Source organism: Actinomycetospora sp. CA-053990, assembly GCF_050948445.1.
GTDB lineage: Bacteria > Actinomycetota > Actinomycetes > Mycobacteriales > Pseudonocardiaceae > Actinomycetospora > Actinomycetospora callitridis.
On record NZ_CP192043.1, the window covers coordinates 4,889,517 to 4,904,712 of the forward strand.

The following is a 15,196-nucleotide window of genomic DNA, read 5'->3' on the forward strand; positions in this document are numbered from 1 at the left end:
ATGATCGGTGCGTGGGCGTCGCGCTGAGCGTGGTCTGGGCGATCGTCGGGCTGCTGTGGCTGGTCACGGCGCCGGGCGTCCTGGTCGCGTTCGCCGCCGTCGGGGACCCGCCGCCCGGGTTCCTGCCGGGGTGGGTGGTCGCGTTCCTGGGTTGGCTGTCGGTCCCCGTGACGGTGGTCCTGGCCCTCGTCGCGATCTCCGGCGACGGGGCGGTCGGCGTCCGGCCGTGGCTGCCGGTGGCATCGCTGCTCGTCGTCCCCGCCGGCTACCTGGTCGGGCTCGTGAGCGTCCGGGTGGTCGCCCGGTGGCGACGCGATCCGCCGACACCGCCGCCGACACCGCCCCCGCGACGCCTCCGTCCCGGGGATCTCGACGCCCTCGACGACGACGCCCTCGCCGCCCACCAGCTCGAGGTCGTCGGGGCGGCCGTCGCCCGGTGGTTCCCCGACGGCTACCCCGGCCTCGACCCCGCGTTCCCGCGCCTCGTGCTCGACAGCATCCGGCGCGGCGACGACGGCGAGGCCGTCCGGCGGGCTCTCGACGAGCACCGCGACCTCGAACGAGGCCGACGGACCCTCACCCCGCCCGCGCGCCAGCACGCCCTCTGGGCGCTGCTGATGCTCGCCCGCCTGCGCGGGGTCCGCGGACCCGACCGGCCCCCGCGGCGCGACGAGCCCCTGCACCGGGAGCTCCTCGACCACGCCCACGACGCCCTCGAGGACTACTGACCCAGCGCCGCCGCGAGCTCCTCGGGGATGCCGGGGGCCTTGCCCCAGTCGCCGGTCTCGGGGTCCTGCACCACGACGACGTAGACGTTGCGGCCGACCACGGCCACCTCGTCCGCCGAGCGGTACACCGTGAAGCCCAGCGTGAAGCTCGTCGTCCCCCGGCGCTCGCACGTGACCTCGACGCGGGCGTCGTCGCGCCAGCGCACGGAGCCGCCGTAGTCGAGCTCGGAGTGCACGACCATCACGTCGACCCCCGACGCGATCAGCTTCGGGTAGGGCAGGCCGACGTGGTCGAGGAAGCCGGTGAAGGCCTCGTCGAACCAGGTCAGGTAGTGGCCGTTGAACACCACGCCCTGCTGGTCGATCTCCGCGTAGCGCGGGACGACGGCGAACGAGTAGGTCACTGGCGCAGCTCGGGGAAGTCCTCGTCCCGGTACTCGCTGTCCGGGGCCGGCGCGTCGGGGCCGGGGCGCAGCTCGTCCTCCCGGCCGCGGAGCTCCACGCGACGGATCTTCCCGGAGATCGTCTTCGGGAGCTCGTAGAACTCCAGGCGGCGCACGCGCTTGTAGGCCGGCAGGTTCTCGCGGGCGTGGCGCAGGATCGCCAGCGCCGTCTCCCGCGAGGCCTCGTAGCGCGTCGAGAGCACGACGTAGGCCTTCGGCACGGCCAGGCGCAGCGGGTCGGGTGACGGGACGACGGCGGCCTCGGCGACCGCGTCGTGCTCGATGAGCACGCTCTCCAGCTCGAACGGGCTGATGCGGTAGTCCGACGCCTTGAACACGTCGTCGGAGCGCCCGACGTAGGTGATGTAGCCGTCCGCGTCGCGGGAGCCGACGTCGCCGGTGTGGTAGACGCCGTCGCGCATCACATCGTCGTTGCGCTCCGCGTCGTCCTTGTAGCCGACCATCAGCCCGAGCGGGCGGTTCGCGAGGTCGATGCAGATCTCGCCCTCGTCGCCGCGCTCGCCGGTGACCGGGTCGACCAGCACGATCGGGTAGCCCGGCAGCGGGCGGCCCATCGAGCCGTCCTTGACCGGCTGCCCGGGCGGGTTGCCGATCTGCAGCGTCGACTCGGTCTGGCCGAAGCCGTCGCGGATGGTCATGCCCCAGGCGTCGCGGACCTGCTCGATGACCTCGGGGTTGAGGGGCTCGCCCGCGCCCACGAGCTCGCGCACCGGCACCTGCACGCGCGTCAGGTCGGCCTGGATCAGCATCCGCCACACCGTCGGCGGCGCGCAGAACGTGCTGACGCCCTTCTCGACGATCACGTCGAGCAGCTTGTCGGCGTCGAACTTGGTGTAGTTGTAGATGAAGATCGTCGCCTCGGCGATCCACGGCGCGAAGACGTTCGACCACGCGTGCTTGGCCCAGCCCGGCGAGGCGACGTTGAGGTGCACGTCGCCCGGCTGCAGGCCGATCCAGTACATCGTCGACAGGTGGCCGACGGGGTAGCTCGTGTGCGTGTGCTCGACGAGCTTGGGCTTCGACGTCGTGCCCGAGGTGAAGTAGAGCAGCAGGGTGTCGCTGCCCTTGGTCGGTCCGTCGGGCGTGAACTCGGCCGGGGCGTCGTACGCGGCGGAGAAGTCGAGCCAGGGCTCGGTGATGCGGTCGCCGACGGCGATCTTGGTGTAGTCGCCGGGGACGTCGTCGAACTTGTCGACGTCGACATCGCGGACGACGACGTGCTTCGCGTTGCCGCGGTCGATGCGGTCGCGCAGGTCGGCGGCACCGAGCATCGGCGTCGACGGGATGAGGATCGCGCCGAGCTTCATCACCGCGAGGATGGTCTCCCACAGCTCGACCTGGTTGGCGAGCATGAGGATGACCCGGTCGCCGCGGCCCACGCCCTGCGCACGCAGCCAGTTGGCGACGCGGTTCGAGCGCTCGCTCATGTCGGCGAACGAGTACTTCGTCTCCCGCCCGTCCTCCTCGACGACCCACAGCGCCGGGCGTTGCGAGGTGCCGGGGTCGGAGCCGATGGCGTCGAAGTGCTCGAGGGCCCAGTTGAACTCGTCGAGCTGCGGCCACGCGAAGTCGCGCAGCGCGGCGTCGAGGTCCTCGCGCCGCTCCAGCAGGAGATCCCGCGCCCGGCGGAACTCCGTCGCGGCCTTGCTGAGCTCCGACACGATGGGCCCTTCCCTCGAGACGCCGATGGCCGAGGCGGTTCTACCACCTCGGCCATCGGACCCGGGAGACGCTGCGTCCCCCGCTACTTGAACAGCTTCCGCAGGATCACGAGCCCCACCAGTGCGCCGGCGGCGTAGACGGCGTACTTGATCCTCGGGTCGGCCCACTTCTGAGCGGCCATCTCCTTGCCCTGCTCCGAGAGGCGCTGGGGGCTGGCCTTCTCGGAGAGCTCGTCGAGGGCTCCGGCCAGCGCCTCGCGCGCTTGCTGGATCTCCTTCTCGATGGCGTCCGTGTCCCGTGCCACGACACCTCCCGTGTGGTCGTCGGTCGCGCTGACCGTCGCTCGTTCGCGACCGGCCGGTGGTCGGCGGCTATCCTGCCCGCCCGTGACCGCCGATACCCGCTTGGCCCCCGGTCAACCCGCGCCGGACTTCTCGCTGACCTCCGATCAGGGGTCGACGGTGTCGCTCGCCGACCACCGCGGGCACCGCGTCCTCGTCTACTTCTACCCGGCCGCCATGACCCCGGGGTGCACGAAGGAGGCCTGCGACTTCCGCGACAACCTGGCCTCGTTCAACGACGCCGACGTCGCCGTCCTCGGGATCTCGCCCGACAAGCCGGAGAAGCTCGCGAAGTTCCGCGACAAGGAGGGGCTGACCTTCCCGCTGCTCTCCGACCCGGACAAGTCGACCCTCGCGGCCTATGGCGCCTACGGCGAGAAGACGATGTACGGGAAGACGACGGTGGGCGTCATCCGCTCGACGTTCCTCATCGACGCGGAGGGGAACATCGAGGAGGCCCAGTACGGCGTCAAGGCCACCGGCCACGTGGGCCGGTTGCTGCGCGATCTGAAGCTCTGAAGGTGCCGGCGGAGGGATTCGAACCCCCACTGTCCGCGTCCTAGGCGCGGTGCCTCTGCCATTGGGCTACGCCGGCTCTGCCTGTTGGACTACGCCTTGCGTCGGGCTGCTCCGACGATACGACCCCTCCAGGCGCCTCGGTGCAGCGACTGGACGCCCTACAACAGCGCCCGCACCGCCGCCGCGACCTCGTTCGCCGCCTCCAACGGCACGAAGTGCCCCACGTCCTCGAGGTGGTGCACGCCGCGCAGGTCGGAGAACGCCTGCTCCAGCCCCTCGGCGAGCCGGGGCGGGAAGAGCGGGTCCTGGTCGCCCCAGAGCACCGTGGTCGGCACGGTGATCGGCGCCGGCGGCTCCTGCCCGCGCATCGCGAGCGCGGTGGCCAGGGTCGCCGACCCCGAGCGGTACCAGTTCAGCGACGTCGTGAAGGCGCCCGGACGCGCGTAGGCCTCGACCAGCTCGTCGGTCACCGACGCGATCGCCCGGTGCCCCCAGTGCGACCAGAAGTGCTCCAGGTAGGTCCGCACGGCAGGCCCGGACCCGTCCACCAGCCGCGACGCCAGCGCCAGCTGGTGGAAGTCCTGGTACCAGAACTCGGCGCGGTGGTCGTCGTCGAGCGAGGCCGCCGCCGAGCCGGGGTGGATCGCGTTGCCCAGCACCAGGGCCCGCACACGCTCGGGACGGGTCCGGGCGATGTGCGACGCCGTCGTCGACCCCACGTCGTAGCCGACCAGCACCGCGTCGTCGAAGCCCAGCTGGTCCATCAGCTCGATCACCGCGGCGGCCTGGGCGTCACGGCCGAAGTCCGTCGCCGGGCGGTCCACGTCGGACGGCGCGAAGGAGGCACCGAAACCGCGCAGCTCGGGCACGACCACCTGGGCGTCGCGCTCGAGCAGCGGCAGGAGCGCGCGGTAGTCGGACGCCGCCCCGGGCCAGCCGTGCAGGCAGACGACGGGGACGCCGTTGCCCTCGTGCGCGTAGGAGATCACGCGACTTCGAGTACCCGGAATCCCGCGTTCGACGACAGCCGGGTCGTCGGGTGGCCCTGCTCGGCGAGCCAGCGGGCGAGCGAGTCCGAGCCCAGGTTCTTGCTCACGACGAGGTACGACGGCCCGTCGACGCGCGGCAGCCAGCGCAGCAGCAGCTCGTGCAGCGCGGCCTTGCCCGAGCGGATCGGCGGGTTGGACCAGAGCTGGGCGAACCGCACGTCGTCGGGCACCTCGTCGGGGCGGCAGACGCGGACGTTGGACAGCCGCGCCGCCGCCGCATTGGCCCGCACGAGGTCCAGGGCGCGGTCGTTGACGTCCACCGCCCAGACCGTCGCGCCCGGCTGCTGCGCGGCGAGCCAGAGTGCGATGGGCCCGTAACCGCAGCCGAGGTCGAGCAGGTCACCCTCGGCGGGCTCGGGGGCGTGCGCGAGCAGCACCCGGGTGCCCTTGTCGAGCCGGCCGCGCGAGAACACCCCGGCGTCGGTGGTGAGGTCGAGCGCGACCCCGCCGACCTCGAGACGGAACGACACCGGGTCCGACGCCGACCCGGGCTGCTCCGAGAAGTACTGGTCGGTCACGTGCTAGCCCAGCTCCGACAGCCGGGGCAGCAGCGCCCGCAGGGCCTGCGAGCGGTGGGAGACCGCGTCCTTCTCCTCCGGCGCCATCTCCGCCGACGTGCGCGACTCGCCCTCGGGCACGAACGCCGGGTCGTAGCCGAAGCCGTTCGTACCCCGCGCCAGGCGGATCAGGGTGCCGGGCCAGCGTTCGACGACGACCACCTCGCGCCCGTCGGGGTGGGCGGCCGCGGCGGCGCAGACGAACGCGGCGCCGCGCCGGTCCTCGGGGACGTCGGCCATCTGGTCGAGGACGAGCGCCAGGTTCGCGGCGTCGCGTTCGGTACGCGAGCCCCTGCGCCCCGACCACCGCGCCGAGAGCACCCCGGGCATCCCGTTGAGCGCGTCCACGGCGAGCCCCGAGTCGTCGGCGACGGCCACGAGCCCCGTCGCCGCGGCGGCGTCACGGGCCTTGGCCAGCGCGTTCTCCTCGAACGTCGCGCCGGTCTCGGGGGCCTCGGGGAACTCGGGGACGTCGTCGAGCCCGACGACCTCGAAGCCCCGGCCGTCGACGAGCCGGCGCAGCTCCGCGAGCTTGGCGTCGTTGCGGGTGGCGAGCAGGATCCTCACGCCCGGAGACGAAGCGGAGCGGAGCTCGACCATCATCACAGCTCCCCCGGGTACGGCTCGGCGAGGGCGGCGACCTGGAGCTCGGTGAGGCGCGCGCAGCCGGCGAGCGCCGAGTCGAGCATCGCGTCGAGCGTGGCGCGGGTGTAGGTGGCGCCCTCGCCGGTGCCCTGGACCTCGACGAGCGTGCCGGTGTCGGTGGCGACGACGTTCATGTCGACCTCGGCCCGCGAGTCCTCCTCGTAGGGCAGGTCGAGGCGCACGCGGCCGTCGACCACACCCACGGACACCGCGGCGATCGAGCACGAGAGCGGCTGCGGGTCGGCGAGGCGCTTGTGGGCGCGCAGCCAGGTCACGGCGTCGGCGAGGGCGACGTAGGCGCCGGTGATCGCCGCGGTCCGGGTGCCGCCGTCGGCCTGCAGGACGTCGCAGTCGAGCTGGATGGTGTTCTCGCCGAGCGCCCGCAGGTCGATCGCCGCGCGCAGCGACCGGCCGACCAGGCGGCTGATCTCGTGCGTGCGCCCGCCGACGCGGCCCTTCACCGACTCCCGGTCGCTGCGGGTGTGCGTCGCCGACGGGAGCATCGCGTACTCGGCGGTGAGCCAGCCGAGGCCGCTGCCCTGGCGCCAGCGCGGGACGCCCTCGGTGACGCTGGCCGCGCACAGCACCGTCGTCTGCCCGAACGAGACGAGCACCGATCCCGCGGGGTGCTGCTGGAACCCGCGCCGGATGCTGATCTCGCGGAGCTCGTCGTCCGCCCTGCCATCGCTGCGTGCCACGAGCGACCACCCTAGGAGCCACCCGGCACGCGACGGTTCGTCGGGCTAACTTCGACGGTCGTGCGTACCGACGGCCGGACCGGGCTCGTGCTCCTCGCGAGCTGCCTCGCCCAGTTCATGGTCGTGCTCGACGTCTCGGTCGTGAACGTCGCGCTGCCGGCGATGCGCACCGCGCTCGGGTTCGACGCCGAGGGGCTCGCCTGGGTCGTCAACGCCTACACACTGGCGTTCGCGGGGTTCCTGCTGCTGGGCGGCCGGGCGGCGGACTACTTCGGGCGACGCCGCATGTTCCTCGTCGGGCTCGGGCTCTTCGGCTTCGCCAGCCTCGTCGGCGGGCTCGCGAACGACCCGGCCCTGCTGCTCGCGGCCCGCGCGGCCCAGGGCCTGGGCGGGGCGGTGCTCTCCCCCGCGTCGCTGGTCATCCTGCAGACGACGTACGCCGAGGGCGCGGCGCGCGCGAAGGCGTTCGGCTGGTGGTCGGCGATGGGCGGGGTCGGCGGCGCCGCGGGCGGACTGGCCGGCGGCGTGCTCGTGGGCCTGCTGAGCTGGCGCTGGATCTTCCTGGTCAACGTGCCCGTCGTCGCCCTGACCGTGCTGCTCACCCTCGCCGTGGTCCGGGAGACCCGCGCCGAGCAGCGTCCGGGGCTCGACGTCGCCGGCGCCGTGCTGGTCACCGGGGGCCTGGTCGCGCTGGTCTACGGGGTGGTGTCGCTGGAGTCCTCGCCGTGGACCTCGGCGCGCGTCCTGGGCAGCCTGGCGGGCGCGGTCGTGCTGCTCACGGCGTTCCTGGTGGTCCAGCGCCGCAGCCGCCACCCGCTGGTGCCGCTCTGGGTGTTCCGCATCCGTGCGGTGAGCACCGCCAACGTCGTCATCCTGCTCATCACGTCGGCGATGTTCTCGATGTGGTTCTTCGTCTCGCTGCACATGCAGGGCGTCCTGGGCTTCGACGCGCTGACCGCGGGGCTGGCGTTCCTGCCGCAGTCCGCGTCGGTGGTGGTCGGCTCGCAGATCTCCTCGCGGCTGGTGTCCCGGCTCGGCGCCCGGGCGATGATCGTCGCGGGGGCGACGCTGACCGCCGCGGGCTTCGCCTGGTTCTCGCTGCTGACCCCGACCACGAGCTGGGCGGCCGGCATCCTCGGGCCCGGCATCGCGGTGTCGCTCGGCATGGGCATCGTCTTCCCCGCGGTGACGACGGCGGCGACGAGCGGGGTCGACGGCAGCCTCGCGGGCCTGGTCAGCGGGCTCGTCACCACCTCGCGCCAGATCGGCGGCGCGGTCGGCCTCTCGGTGCTCTCGACGCTGGCGGCCGCGCACACGGCCACCCTGACCGCCGAGGGCGCACCCGCACCCGTCGCCTCGACGTCGGGCACGACGGCCGCGTTCACCGTCGCGGCGGTCGTGGTGGCGATCGCGGCGCTGGTCGCGCTCCTCGTCCCGGCCCCGGAGCGGACGGGGACGCCGGAGCCGGCGCGGGTCTAGCCGGATCTCGTCCTAGATCTCGTAGCGCCCGTCGGGCACGACGAGCTCCACCGGGCCCGGGTACTCCTCCTTGGCCTCGGCGAGCAGGGCCTGCCCGTCGGCCCAGGACGGGACGTGGGTGAGCAGCAGGCGCTTGACGCCGGCCTGGCGCGCGGTGCGCCCGGCCTGCTTGCCCGACAGGTGCACCCCCCGCGGCCGCTCCGGCCCGTCGCTCCACGTCGACTCGCACAGCAGCACGTCCGCGTCGCGGGCGAGCTCGACGAGCTCGCGGCACGGCCCGGTGTCGCCGGAGTAGACGAGCGTCCGGCCCTGGTGCTCGAACCGGGTGCCGTAGGCCTCGCACGGGTGGTCGACGGGCGCGCTCGTCAGCGCGACGGGACCGATCGCGGCCGGCCCGAGCGCGAACGGCCGGTGCACGAAGACGTCGGTGAGGTCCGTGGCCACACGCTCGTCCGACGACGGCGCGTAGGCGACGGCCAGGCGCACCTCGGACTCCGTCGGGCCGTGCAGCGGGACGATCTCCCCGGGCCCGTCGGGGTGGTAGCGCCGGTGGACGATCAGCCCGGAGATGTCCGCGCAGTGGTCGGGGTGCAGGTGGGACAGGACCACCGCGTCGATGTCGAACGGGTCCATGTGCCGCTGGAGCACACCGAACGCACCGTTGCCGAGATCGAGGACGATGGACGTGTCGCCCGCGCGGACGAGGTAGCTCGAAGCCGCGGAGTGCGGGCCGGCGCCGCTGCCGGAGCACCCCAGGACGGTCAGTTCCACGACCGCACCCTACGGGCCTGACCTCTCCGAACGCACAGGCCCGCGAGCACCACCCGGGTCACGGAACGAACACGGACAGGCGAGCCTCACGACACCGCGGGCGTCGTGGTCGGCCCCGGCCGGCGACGGTCGGCCGCGACGGTGAACCGGGCCGCGATGATCCCGCCGATCGCCCCGCACAGGTGCGCCTGCCAGGAGATGCCGGGGTTGCTCGGCAGCACCCCGAACAGCAGCGATCCGTAGATGCCGAACAGGACCACGGCGAGCACGATCTGCCCCACCGACCGCGCGAAGAACCCGCGGACCAGCAGGAACGCGAACCAGCCGAAGATGATGCCCGAGGCGCCGATCGTCGAGCCCGGGCTGCCGATGAGCCAGGTGCCGACGCCGCTGACCACCCAGATCACCGCGGTGACTGCGAGGAACTGGCCGAGCCCACCGGCGAGGACGAGGAACCCGAACACCAGCAGCGGGACGGTGTTGCTCGCGAGGTGCTCGAAGCCGCCGTGCAGGAACGGCGCCCACAGGATGCCGCCGAGGCCCTCGAACGTGCGCGGGATGATGCCGTCGTCGTCGAGACCCTGCGGCGGGTCGATCGCGACGAACACCGTGCGGTCGAGGATCTCGAGCACCCACAGGAGCGCGACGATCGCGGTGATCGTCACCGCCGCGCGCAGCGGCTGCGCGGGCCAGATGCGGGGCGCGGGTCTCGCCGGGCTGGTCACGCGCACGACATTACGGGCGCACGTGACGGATCCGCGTGGGTTCCGACCCCGAGCTTCCTCAGGGGGTGACCCCTGGACGTCGCGCCGGCAGGCCGCACCTCGAGCGACGAAGGAGCTCGAGGTGCGGAACCGGCTTGCGACGAGGCTAGGCCCAGAGCTGACCTTCCAGGGCCTCGGCGGCCTCCTCGAGCGTGCCGGAGTAGGCGCCGGTGGACAGGTACTTCCACCCGCCGTCGCAGACCACCATGACGATGTCGGCGTCGTCGTCGCCCCCCGCGGCCTTCTCGGCCTGGGCAAGGGCGGCGTGGAGGATCCCGCCGGTCGAGATGCCCGCGAAGATGCCCTCCTGCTCGACGAGCTGGCGGGTGCGGCGCAGCGCGTCGAAGGCGCCGACCGAGTACCGCCCGGTGAGCACGTCGGGGTCGTAGAGCTCGGGCACGAACCCCTCGGCGATGTTGCGCAGCCCGTAGACCAGCTCGCCGTAGCGGGGCTCCGCCGCGATGATCTGGCAGTCCGGCTTGTGCTCGCGCAGGTACCGGCCCGTGCCGACGAGCGTGCCGGTGGTGCCGAGGCCCGCGACGAAGTGCGTGATCGTCGGCATGTCGCGCAGGACCTCGGGCCCGGTGCCCTCGTAGTGCGCGAGCGCGTTGGCCGGGTTGCCGTACTGGTAGAGCATCACCCAGTCCTCGTGCTGGGCGGCGATCTCCTTGGCCGTCGCCACGGCCTGGTTCGACCCGCCGGCCGCCGGCGAGAAGATGATCTTGGCGCCGTACATCTCGAGGAGCTGGCGACGCTCGGCCGAGGTGTTCTCCGGCATGACGCAGACCAGCTCGTACCCCTTGAGCTTGGCCGCCATCGCCAGCGAGATGCCGGTGTTGCCGGAGGTCGGCTCCAGGAGCGTGCACCCCGGGGTGAGCCGACCGTCCGCCTCGGCCTGCTCGATCATCCGCAGCGCCGGCCGGTCCTTGATCGAACCCGTCGGGTTGCGGTCCTCGAGCTTGGCCCAGAGCCGCACGTGCGGCGCCGGCGAGAAGGACGGCAACCCCACCAGGGGCGTCTCCCCCAGGGCGTGGATCAGGGACTCGTACCGGGCCATCGTCGTCTCCTCGAAAGCGCTCCTAGCGCGAGCCGCCCGCCACCGCGGGAAGGATCGTCACGGTGCCGCCGTCGGGCACCTGCGCGTCGAGGCCCCCGGTGAAACGGACGTCCTCGTCGTTGACGTAGACGTTGACGAACCGGTGCAGCGCGCCGTCGGTCACCAGCCGGTCCTTGATGCCGGGGTGGTTGGCCTCGAGGTCGGCGATGACCTCCTGGAGGGTCTTGCCCTCGGCCTTGACCTGCTTCTCGCCCCCGGTGTGGGTGCGCAGGATGGTCGGGATCGAGACGGTGGCGGACACGGGTTCCCTCCGGATCGGGGTGGACATCGGGATCGACATCAGCGTGGTGGGGACAGCGTCGCACGGCGTCGCGACATTCCGTGGCCCGATGGGTACCGGCGGATACCCGCCGAGGACCTGCGGCAACGCCTGCGGCGACGTCAGGGGCGCGCGGGGTCCGGGACGTCGTCGGTGCCGGTGTGGCTGAACATGTAGTTCTCCACCACCTGCACCTCCTCCTCGGTGACCTCGCCGTCGACGATCCGGTACGAGCGCAGCTCGTGCTCCTCGGGATCGCGGGTGCCGACGAGCACGTAGTGCGCGAACGGCTCCTGCGCGAGCGAGATGTCGGTGCGCGACGGGTACGGCTCGGTGGCGGTGTGCGAGTGGTAGACGACGACGGGGATCTCGTCGTTCGCGTCCATCGCCTTGTAGACCTTCAGCTGCTCCATCGAGTCGAAGCGGTAGAAGGTCGGCGACCGCTCGGCGTTCTCCATCGGCACGAAGCGCTCGGGCCGGTCGGAGCCGTCGTCGGGGCCCGCGAGGATGCCGCAGGCCTCGTCCGGGTGGTCCCGGCGGGCGTGCGCGACCATCTGCTCGACGAGGTCGGCCCGGATCACCAGCACGCCGCCAGTCTACGGAAGACCACCGGCCCGCGTCGGACCTCAGCCCGTCAGCGTCATCACCAACGAGTCCTGCAACCAGGTCAGCCAGTGGTACACGGGCAGGTGGTCGGCGCGGGGATCGTCGGCGGGCAGCTGCTCGGGCATGTCCTCGGTCACCTCGAGGGCGACGCCCAGGGCGAGGCGCACGTCGTTGATCGCCGCCAGCCACTCCTCGGCCTGCGACGGCGCCAGCTCCACCCGCCCGCCGCCGGCCGGGCAGGTGGCGAGCACGGTGGCGATGGCCGCGCGCTTGGCCTCGATCAGCTCGGGCTCGCGCATCGAGCGCAGTGCCGACGAGAGGTCGTCGGCGTCCTTCTCGTCCGAGGAGGCGAAGTCGGGCAGCAGGCGCGCGAGCACCGGGTCGTCGGGCGGGGTGGACGGGCCCGTGCGGATGCCGGTGAGGGCGGCGAGCTCGTCGTCGGGCGCCTCGGCCCCGCGGCCGGTGAGCATCTGCTCGATCTGGCCCATGAGGCCCCGCAGCACCGACGCCTCGGGCCGCTCGAGCACCGCGACGTAGCGCACGCGGTCACCACGGCCCTGCCGTCTCCAGGCCTTCACCCGCGCTAGCTCGCCCGCTGCATGGTCGCCCAGAGACCCGCCGCGTGGAGGCGGGACACGTCGCCCTCGACCTTCTCGCGGCTGCCCGACGACACCGTGGCGCGGCCCTTGTGGTGCACGTCGAGCATCAGGGCGGTGGCCTTGGCCTTGTCGTAGCCGAAGAGCTTCTGGAGCACGTAGGTGACGTACGACATGAGGTTGACGGGGTCGTTCCAGACGATGGTCTGCCAGGGGGTGTCGGCGAGGGTGGCCTCGTCGACGGCCTCCTCGGTCCGCTCGTCGACCTCCGGCTCGGCCGGGGCGGACAGACGCACGTCGGGCGGCACGACGCGCGGCGGAGCTGCCGCGCAGGGGGCCGGAGACATGTCTCCATCGTGACACCCCGGACGCCCGGGCCGCACGGGGACCGGCCGCTCCCGCCTACCCTGGCCCCGTGACGTTCCCGGGGCCGAGCACCGCGCTCCTCACCGACCAGTACGAGCTCACGATGCTCGACGCCGCCCTCGCCGACGGCACCGCCGAGCGGCGGTGCACGTTCGAGGTGTTCGCGCGGAGCCTGCCCCACGGGCGCCGCTACGGCGTCGTGGCCGGCGTCCCGCGTCTGCTGGACATGCTGCCGCGGTTCACCTTCGACGACGCCGAGCTCGCGGTGCTGCGCAGCGCCGGCGCGGTCACCGACCGGACCGCGGAGTACCTCTCCGGGCACCGCTTCCACGGTGACGTCGTCGGCTACCCGGAGGGCGAGCTCTACTTCCCGGGCTCGCCGGTGCTGTCGGTGACCGGGACCTTCGCCGAGTGCGTGCTGCTCGAGACCCTCGTGCTCTCGGTGCTCAACCACGACTGCGCCGTGGCCTCGGCCGCCGCGCGGATGACGACGGCGGCCAACAACCGTCCGCTGATCGAGATGGGGTCGCGCCGCACCCACGAGGAGGCGGCGGTCGCGTCGGCGCGGGCGGCCTACCTCGCCGGCTTCGCCGCCACCTCGAACCTCGAGGCCCACCGCCGCTGGGGCGTGCCGACGACGGGCACGAGCGCGCACGCCTTCACGCTGCTGCACGACACGGAGGCCGACGCGTTCCGCGCGCAGGTCGACGCGCTCGGCGTCGGCACCACGCTGCTCGTCGACACCTACGACATCACCGAGGGCATCGCGACCGCCGTCGAGGTCGCGGGCACCGAGCTCGGTGCGGTGCGCATCGACTCCGGCGACCTCGGCGTCCTGGCCCAGCGCGCCCGCGCCCAGCTCGACGACCTCGGGGCGACCCGCACCCGCGTCGTCATCTCCGGCGACCTCGACGAGCACTCGATCGCCGCCCTGCGCGCCGAGCCCGTCGACGCCTACGGGGTGGGCACCTCGGTGGTCACCGGCTCCGGGGCGCCCGCCGCCGGCATGGTCTACAAGCTCGTCGAGGTCGAGGGCCGGCCCGTCGCCAAGCGCAGCTCGTCGAAGGAGTCGCGCGGCGGGGCGAAGTCGGCGCTGCGCCGCCACAAGCCGACCGGCACGGCCGTCGAGGAGGTCGTGCACCGCCTCGACGCCGACCCCGAGCGCGGCGAGCACGACCGCGTCGTCCCCGTCCCGCTGCTGGTCAAGGGCGAGCCGACCGCCGACCAGCCGACCCTCGACGAATCCCGCGAGCACCTGCGCCGCGGCCTGGTCGCCGTCCCGTGGGAGGGGCTCAAGCTCTCCCGCGGCGAGCCGGCGATCCCGACGACGTTCATCCCCTGAGTGCAAGCCCTGCGTCCACGCTTGCACTCGACGCCAGGAAATCCGCTTCGATCATGAGCGCGAGCGCTCAGGACGCCGGGAACAGCGGCGTCTCCGGCTCCGCGACCGGGGTCGCCTCCGGGGAGGGCGGGGTCGTCGACGTCACGGACGGCGTGGGCGCGCTGGGCGTGGTGGTCGGTGGCGCCGTCGTCCCCACGGGCGGGGGCATGGGTGTCGTCGCCGGGCGCGGCGTCGTCACCGGCGGGACCGGGTGCGTGGGTCGCGGGACGGCCGCCAGCTCGGGCGCGACGGCGGGGACGGCCGGGGCCACGTCGAGGGGCACGGTGGGGGCCACGTCGAGGGGTCGGTCCGGCGGCACGTCGACCGGTACCGACGGCAGCGTGACCGGCGCGGAGGTGCCGGCGGCGTAGGCGACCTCGAGGGCGAGGACCTGCGCGACGTAGGCGTCCGAGTGGTTGTAGCCGAAGACGGCGGCAGCGCGCTGCGCGGGATCGGCGAGATCGACCCCGCCCGCGCAGAGGTGCCGCCCGCTCGCGACGGCCGCGTCGTCGACGTCGTCGGCGTCCCCCGCGCCGTAGGTCGCCCAGCTGGACGGCAGGAACTGCATCGGCCCGACGGCGAGATCCACGCCGGGGTCGCCGTCGAGGCTCCCGGCGTCGGTGTCGGGGAAGAACGGGTGGCCGGCGGTGCCGTCGAGGCGCGGCCCGCGGATCGGGCTCAGCGTGCGGCCCTCGACGGTGACGACCCCGCCGCCCGCGTGGTCGGACTCGACGCGCCCGATCGCGGCCACCAGCGACCACGGCAGGTGGCAGCCCGGCGCCGGCTCGCCCAGCACGCGCTCGGCGACCCGGTAGGCCTCGAGGACGCGGCCCGGGATGCCGGTGGCGTCGACGGGCCCGACGCCCACCAGGAGCGGCGGGGTGGGAGGGACAGGCGCACCGGGCGCGCTGGTCACCACCGGCGCGGGGGCCGCCACCGCGGAGGGCCGGGGCACCGGCTTAGGGTCCGGCGCGGTGACGAGCACGGCGAGGAGCGCCAGCACCGGCACCGCCAGCACGCTGGACACGAGCACCGCCGCGCGGCGGCGCTCGCCGACCGGCGGGTCGGTGAGGTCGAGATCCTCCGGCGGGCGGTCGAGGTCGCCCGGCAGGGGCCGCCAGCCGGTCGAGGTCGTCACGGCGGGGCCTCAGCCGGCGACGACGTCGCCGGGCGGGGTCCCGAACGTCGCGTCCA

The 15,196-nt window shown here is 73.4% G+C and carries 19 protein-coding genes and 1 tRNA gene; 4 read left to right on the forward strand and 16 right to left on the reverse strand.

The window, feature by feature from the left end; genetic code table 11:
- Nucleotides 1-11 precede the first annotated feature (11 nt).
- A complete protein-coding gene (locus ACQPYN_RS25040) occupies nt 12-728 on the forward strand; it encodes a hypothetical protein (RefSeq protein ID WP_433028978.1) in 717 nt (238 codons plus the stop codon).
- Here the strand turns inward: ACQPYN_RS25040 and ACQPYN_RS25045 are convergent.
- The 3 genes from ACQPYN_RS25045 to ACQPYN_RS25055 all read right to left on the reverse strand — a co-directional run bounded on the left by ACQPYN_RS25045 (nt 722) and on the right by ACQPYN_RS25055 (nt 3,158).
- Nucleotides 722-1,132, reverse strand: coding sequence for an acyl-CoA thioesterase (locus tag ACQPYN_RS25045; RefSeq protein ID WP_433028980.1), 411 nt, complete (start codon nt 1,130-1,132; stop codon nt 722-724). The two genes, ACQPYN_RS25040 and ACQPYN_RS25045, sit on opposite strands and share 7 nt — an antisense overlap.
- Nucleotides 1,129-2,856, reverse strand: a complete 1,728-nt coding sequence (locus ACQPYN_RS25050) for an AMP-binding protein (protein WP_433039025.1) — start codon at nt 2,854-2,856, stop codon at nt 1,129-1,131. Before ACQPYN_RS25050 ends, ACQPYN_RS25045 begins: the two co-directional genes overlap by 4 nt.
- Nucleotides 2,857-2,936: 80 nt before the next feature.
- On the reverse strand, nt 2,937-3,158 hold the full coding sequence (locus ACQPYN_RS25055; RefSeq protein ID WP_274193767.1) for a DUF3618 domain-containing protein: 222 nt from the start codon (nt 3,156-3,158) through the stop codon (nt 2,937-2,939).
- 82 nt (nt 3,159-3,240) lie between these two features.
- Here ACQPYN_RS25055 and bcp point away from each other — a divergent pair, with 82 nt between their 5' ends.
- The gene (bcp, locus tag ACQPYN_RS25060; protein WP_274193768.1) at nt 3,241-3,714 is read left to right on the forward strand and encodes a thioredoxin-dependent thiol peroxidase; all 474 of its coding nucleotides are present in this window, start codon (nt 3,241-3,243) and stop codon (nt 3,712-3,714) included.
- A 3-nt stretch (nt 3,715-3,717) separates the two neighbouring features.
- Here the strand turns inward: bcp and ACQPYN_RS25065 are convergent.
- The 5 genes from ACQPYN_RS25065 to rph all read right to left on the reverse strand — a co-directional run bounded on the left by ACQPYN_RS25065 (nt 3,718) and on the right by rph (nt 6,663).
- A tRNA-Leu gene (locus tag ACQPYN_RS25065) sits at nt 3,718-3,790 on the reverse strand.
- 82 nt (nt 3,791-3,872) lie between these two features.
- Nucleotides 3,873-4,703 carry an alpha/beta fold hydrolase gene (locus ACQPYN_RS25070; RefSeq protein WP_433028982.1) on the reverse strand — a complete coding sequence of 277 codons (831 nt, stop codon included), beginning with the start codon at nt 4,701-4,703 and terminating at the stop codon, nt 3,873-3,875.
- On the reverse strand, nt 4,700-5,281 hold the full coding sequence (locus ACQPYN_RS25075; protein WP_433028984.1) for a class I SAM-dependent methyltransferase: 582 nt from the start codon (nt 5,279-5,281) through the stop codon (nt 4,700-4,702). The genes ACQPYN_RS25070 and ACQPYN_RS25075 overlap by 4 nt, the downstream gene beginning before the upstream one ends.
- A gap of 3 nt (nt 5,282-5,284) precedes the next feature.
- Complete coding sequence (gene rdgB / locus ACQPYN_RS25080; RefSeq protein WP_433039027.1) at nt 5,285-5,920, reverse strand: RdgB/HAM1 family non-canonical purine NTP pyrophosphatase; 636 nt, start codon at nt 5,918-5,920, stop codon at nt 5,285-5,287.
- Nucleotides 5,921-5,922: 2 nt separating this feature from the next.
- A complete protein-coding gene (gene rph, locus ACQPYN_RS25085; protein ID WP_433028986.1) occupies nt 5,923-6,663 on the reverse strand; it encodes a ribonuclease PH in 741 nt (246 codons plus the stop codon).
- A gap of 60 nt (nt 6,664-6,723) precedes the next feature.
- Between rph and ACQPYN_RS25090 the strand changes: the two genes are divergently transcribed.
- On the forward strand, nt 6,724-8,142 hold the full coding sequence (locus ACQPYN_RS25090) for a DHA2 family efflux MFS transporter permease subunit (protein ID WP_433028988.1): 1,419 nt from the start codon (nt 6,724-6,726) through the stop codon (nt 8,140-8,142).
- Nucleotides 8,143-8,154: 12 nt separating this feature from the next.
- On the opposite strand, the gene ACQPYN_RS25095 is transcribed toward ACQPYN_RS25090, so the two are convergent.
- The 7 genes from ACQPYN_RS25095 to clpS form a co-directional block, all read right to left on the reverse strand.
- Nucleotides 8,155-8,913 (reverse strand): MBL fold metallo-hydrolase, encoded by a 759-nt coding sequence (locus ACQPYN_RS25095; protein WP_433028990.1) that lies wholly within the window; start codon nt 8,911-8,913, stop codon nt 8,155-8,157.
- An 86-nt stretch (nt 8,914-8,999) separates the two neighbouring features.
- Nucleotides 9,000-9,638: a rhomboid family intramembrane serine protease gene (locus ACQPYN_RS25100; protein WP_433028992.1), complete on the reverse strand. Its 639-nt coding sequence runs from the start codon at nt 9,636-9,638 to the stop codon at nt 9,000-9,002.
- Between the two features lie 145 nt (nt 9,639-9,783).
- Nucleotides 9,784-10,734: a PLP-dependent cysteine synthase family protein gene (locus ACQPYN_RS25105; protein ID WP_274193776.1), complete on the reverse strand. Its 951-nt coding sequence runs from the start codon at nt 10,732-10,734 to the stop codon at nt 9,784-9,786.
- 22 nt (nt 10,735-10,756) lie between these two features.
- Nucleotides 10,757-11,035, reverse strand: coding sequence for a MoaD/ThiS family protein (locus ACQPYN_RS25110; protein WP_433028994.1), 279 nt, complete (start codon nt 11,033-11,035; stop codon nt 10,757-10,759).
- Between the two features lie 140 nt (nt 11,036-11,175).
- Nucleotides 11,176-11,640 carry a Mov34/MPN/PAD-1 family protein gene (locus ACQPYN_RS25115; RefSeq protein ID WP_433028996.1) on the reverse strand — a complete coding sequence of 155 codons (465 nt, stop codon included), beginning with the start codon at nt 11,638-11,640 and terminating at the stop codon, nt 11,176-11,178.
- A 39-nt stretch (nt 11,641-11,679) separates the two neighbouring features.
- Entirely contained in the window at nt 11,680-12,237 is a 558-nt protein-coding gene (locus ACQPYN_RS25120) for a DUF2017 domain-containing protein (RefSeq protein ID WP_433028998.1), read from the reverse strand.
- A gap of 5 nt (nt 12,238-12,242) precedes the next feature.
- Nucleotides 12,243-12,545 (reverse strand): ATP-dependent Clp protease adapter ClpS, encoded by a 303-nt coding sequence (gene clpS, locus ACQPYN_RS25125; RefSeq protein WP_378014937.1) that lies wholly within the window; start codon nt 12,543-12,545, stop codon nt 12,243-12,245.
- A 179-nt stretch (nt 12,546-12,724) separates the two neighbouring features.
- Between clpS and ACQPYN_RS25130 the strand changes: the two genes are divergently transcribed.
- Entirely contained in the window at nt 12,725-13,963 is a 1,239-nt protein-coding gene (locus ACQPYN_RS25130; protein WP_433039029.1) for a nicotinate phosphoribosyltransferase, read from the forward strand.
- 67 nt (nt 13,964-14,030) lie between these two features.
- On the opposite strand, the gene ACQPYN_RS25135 is transcribed toward ACQPYN_RS25130, so the two are convergent.
- Entirely contained in the window at nt 14,031-15,140 is a 1,110-nt protein-coding gene (locus ACQPYN_RS25135) for a hypothetical protein (protein ID WP_433029000.1), read from the reverse strand.
- Nucleotides 15,141-15,196 lie beyond the last annotated feature (56 nt).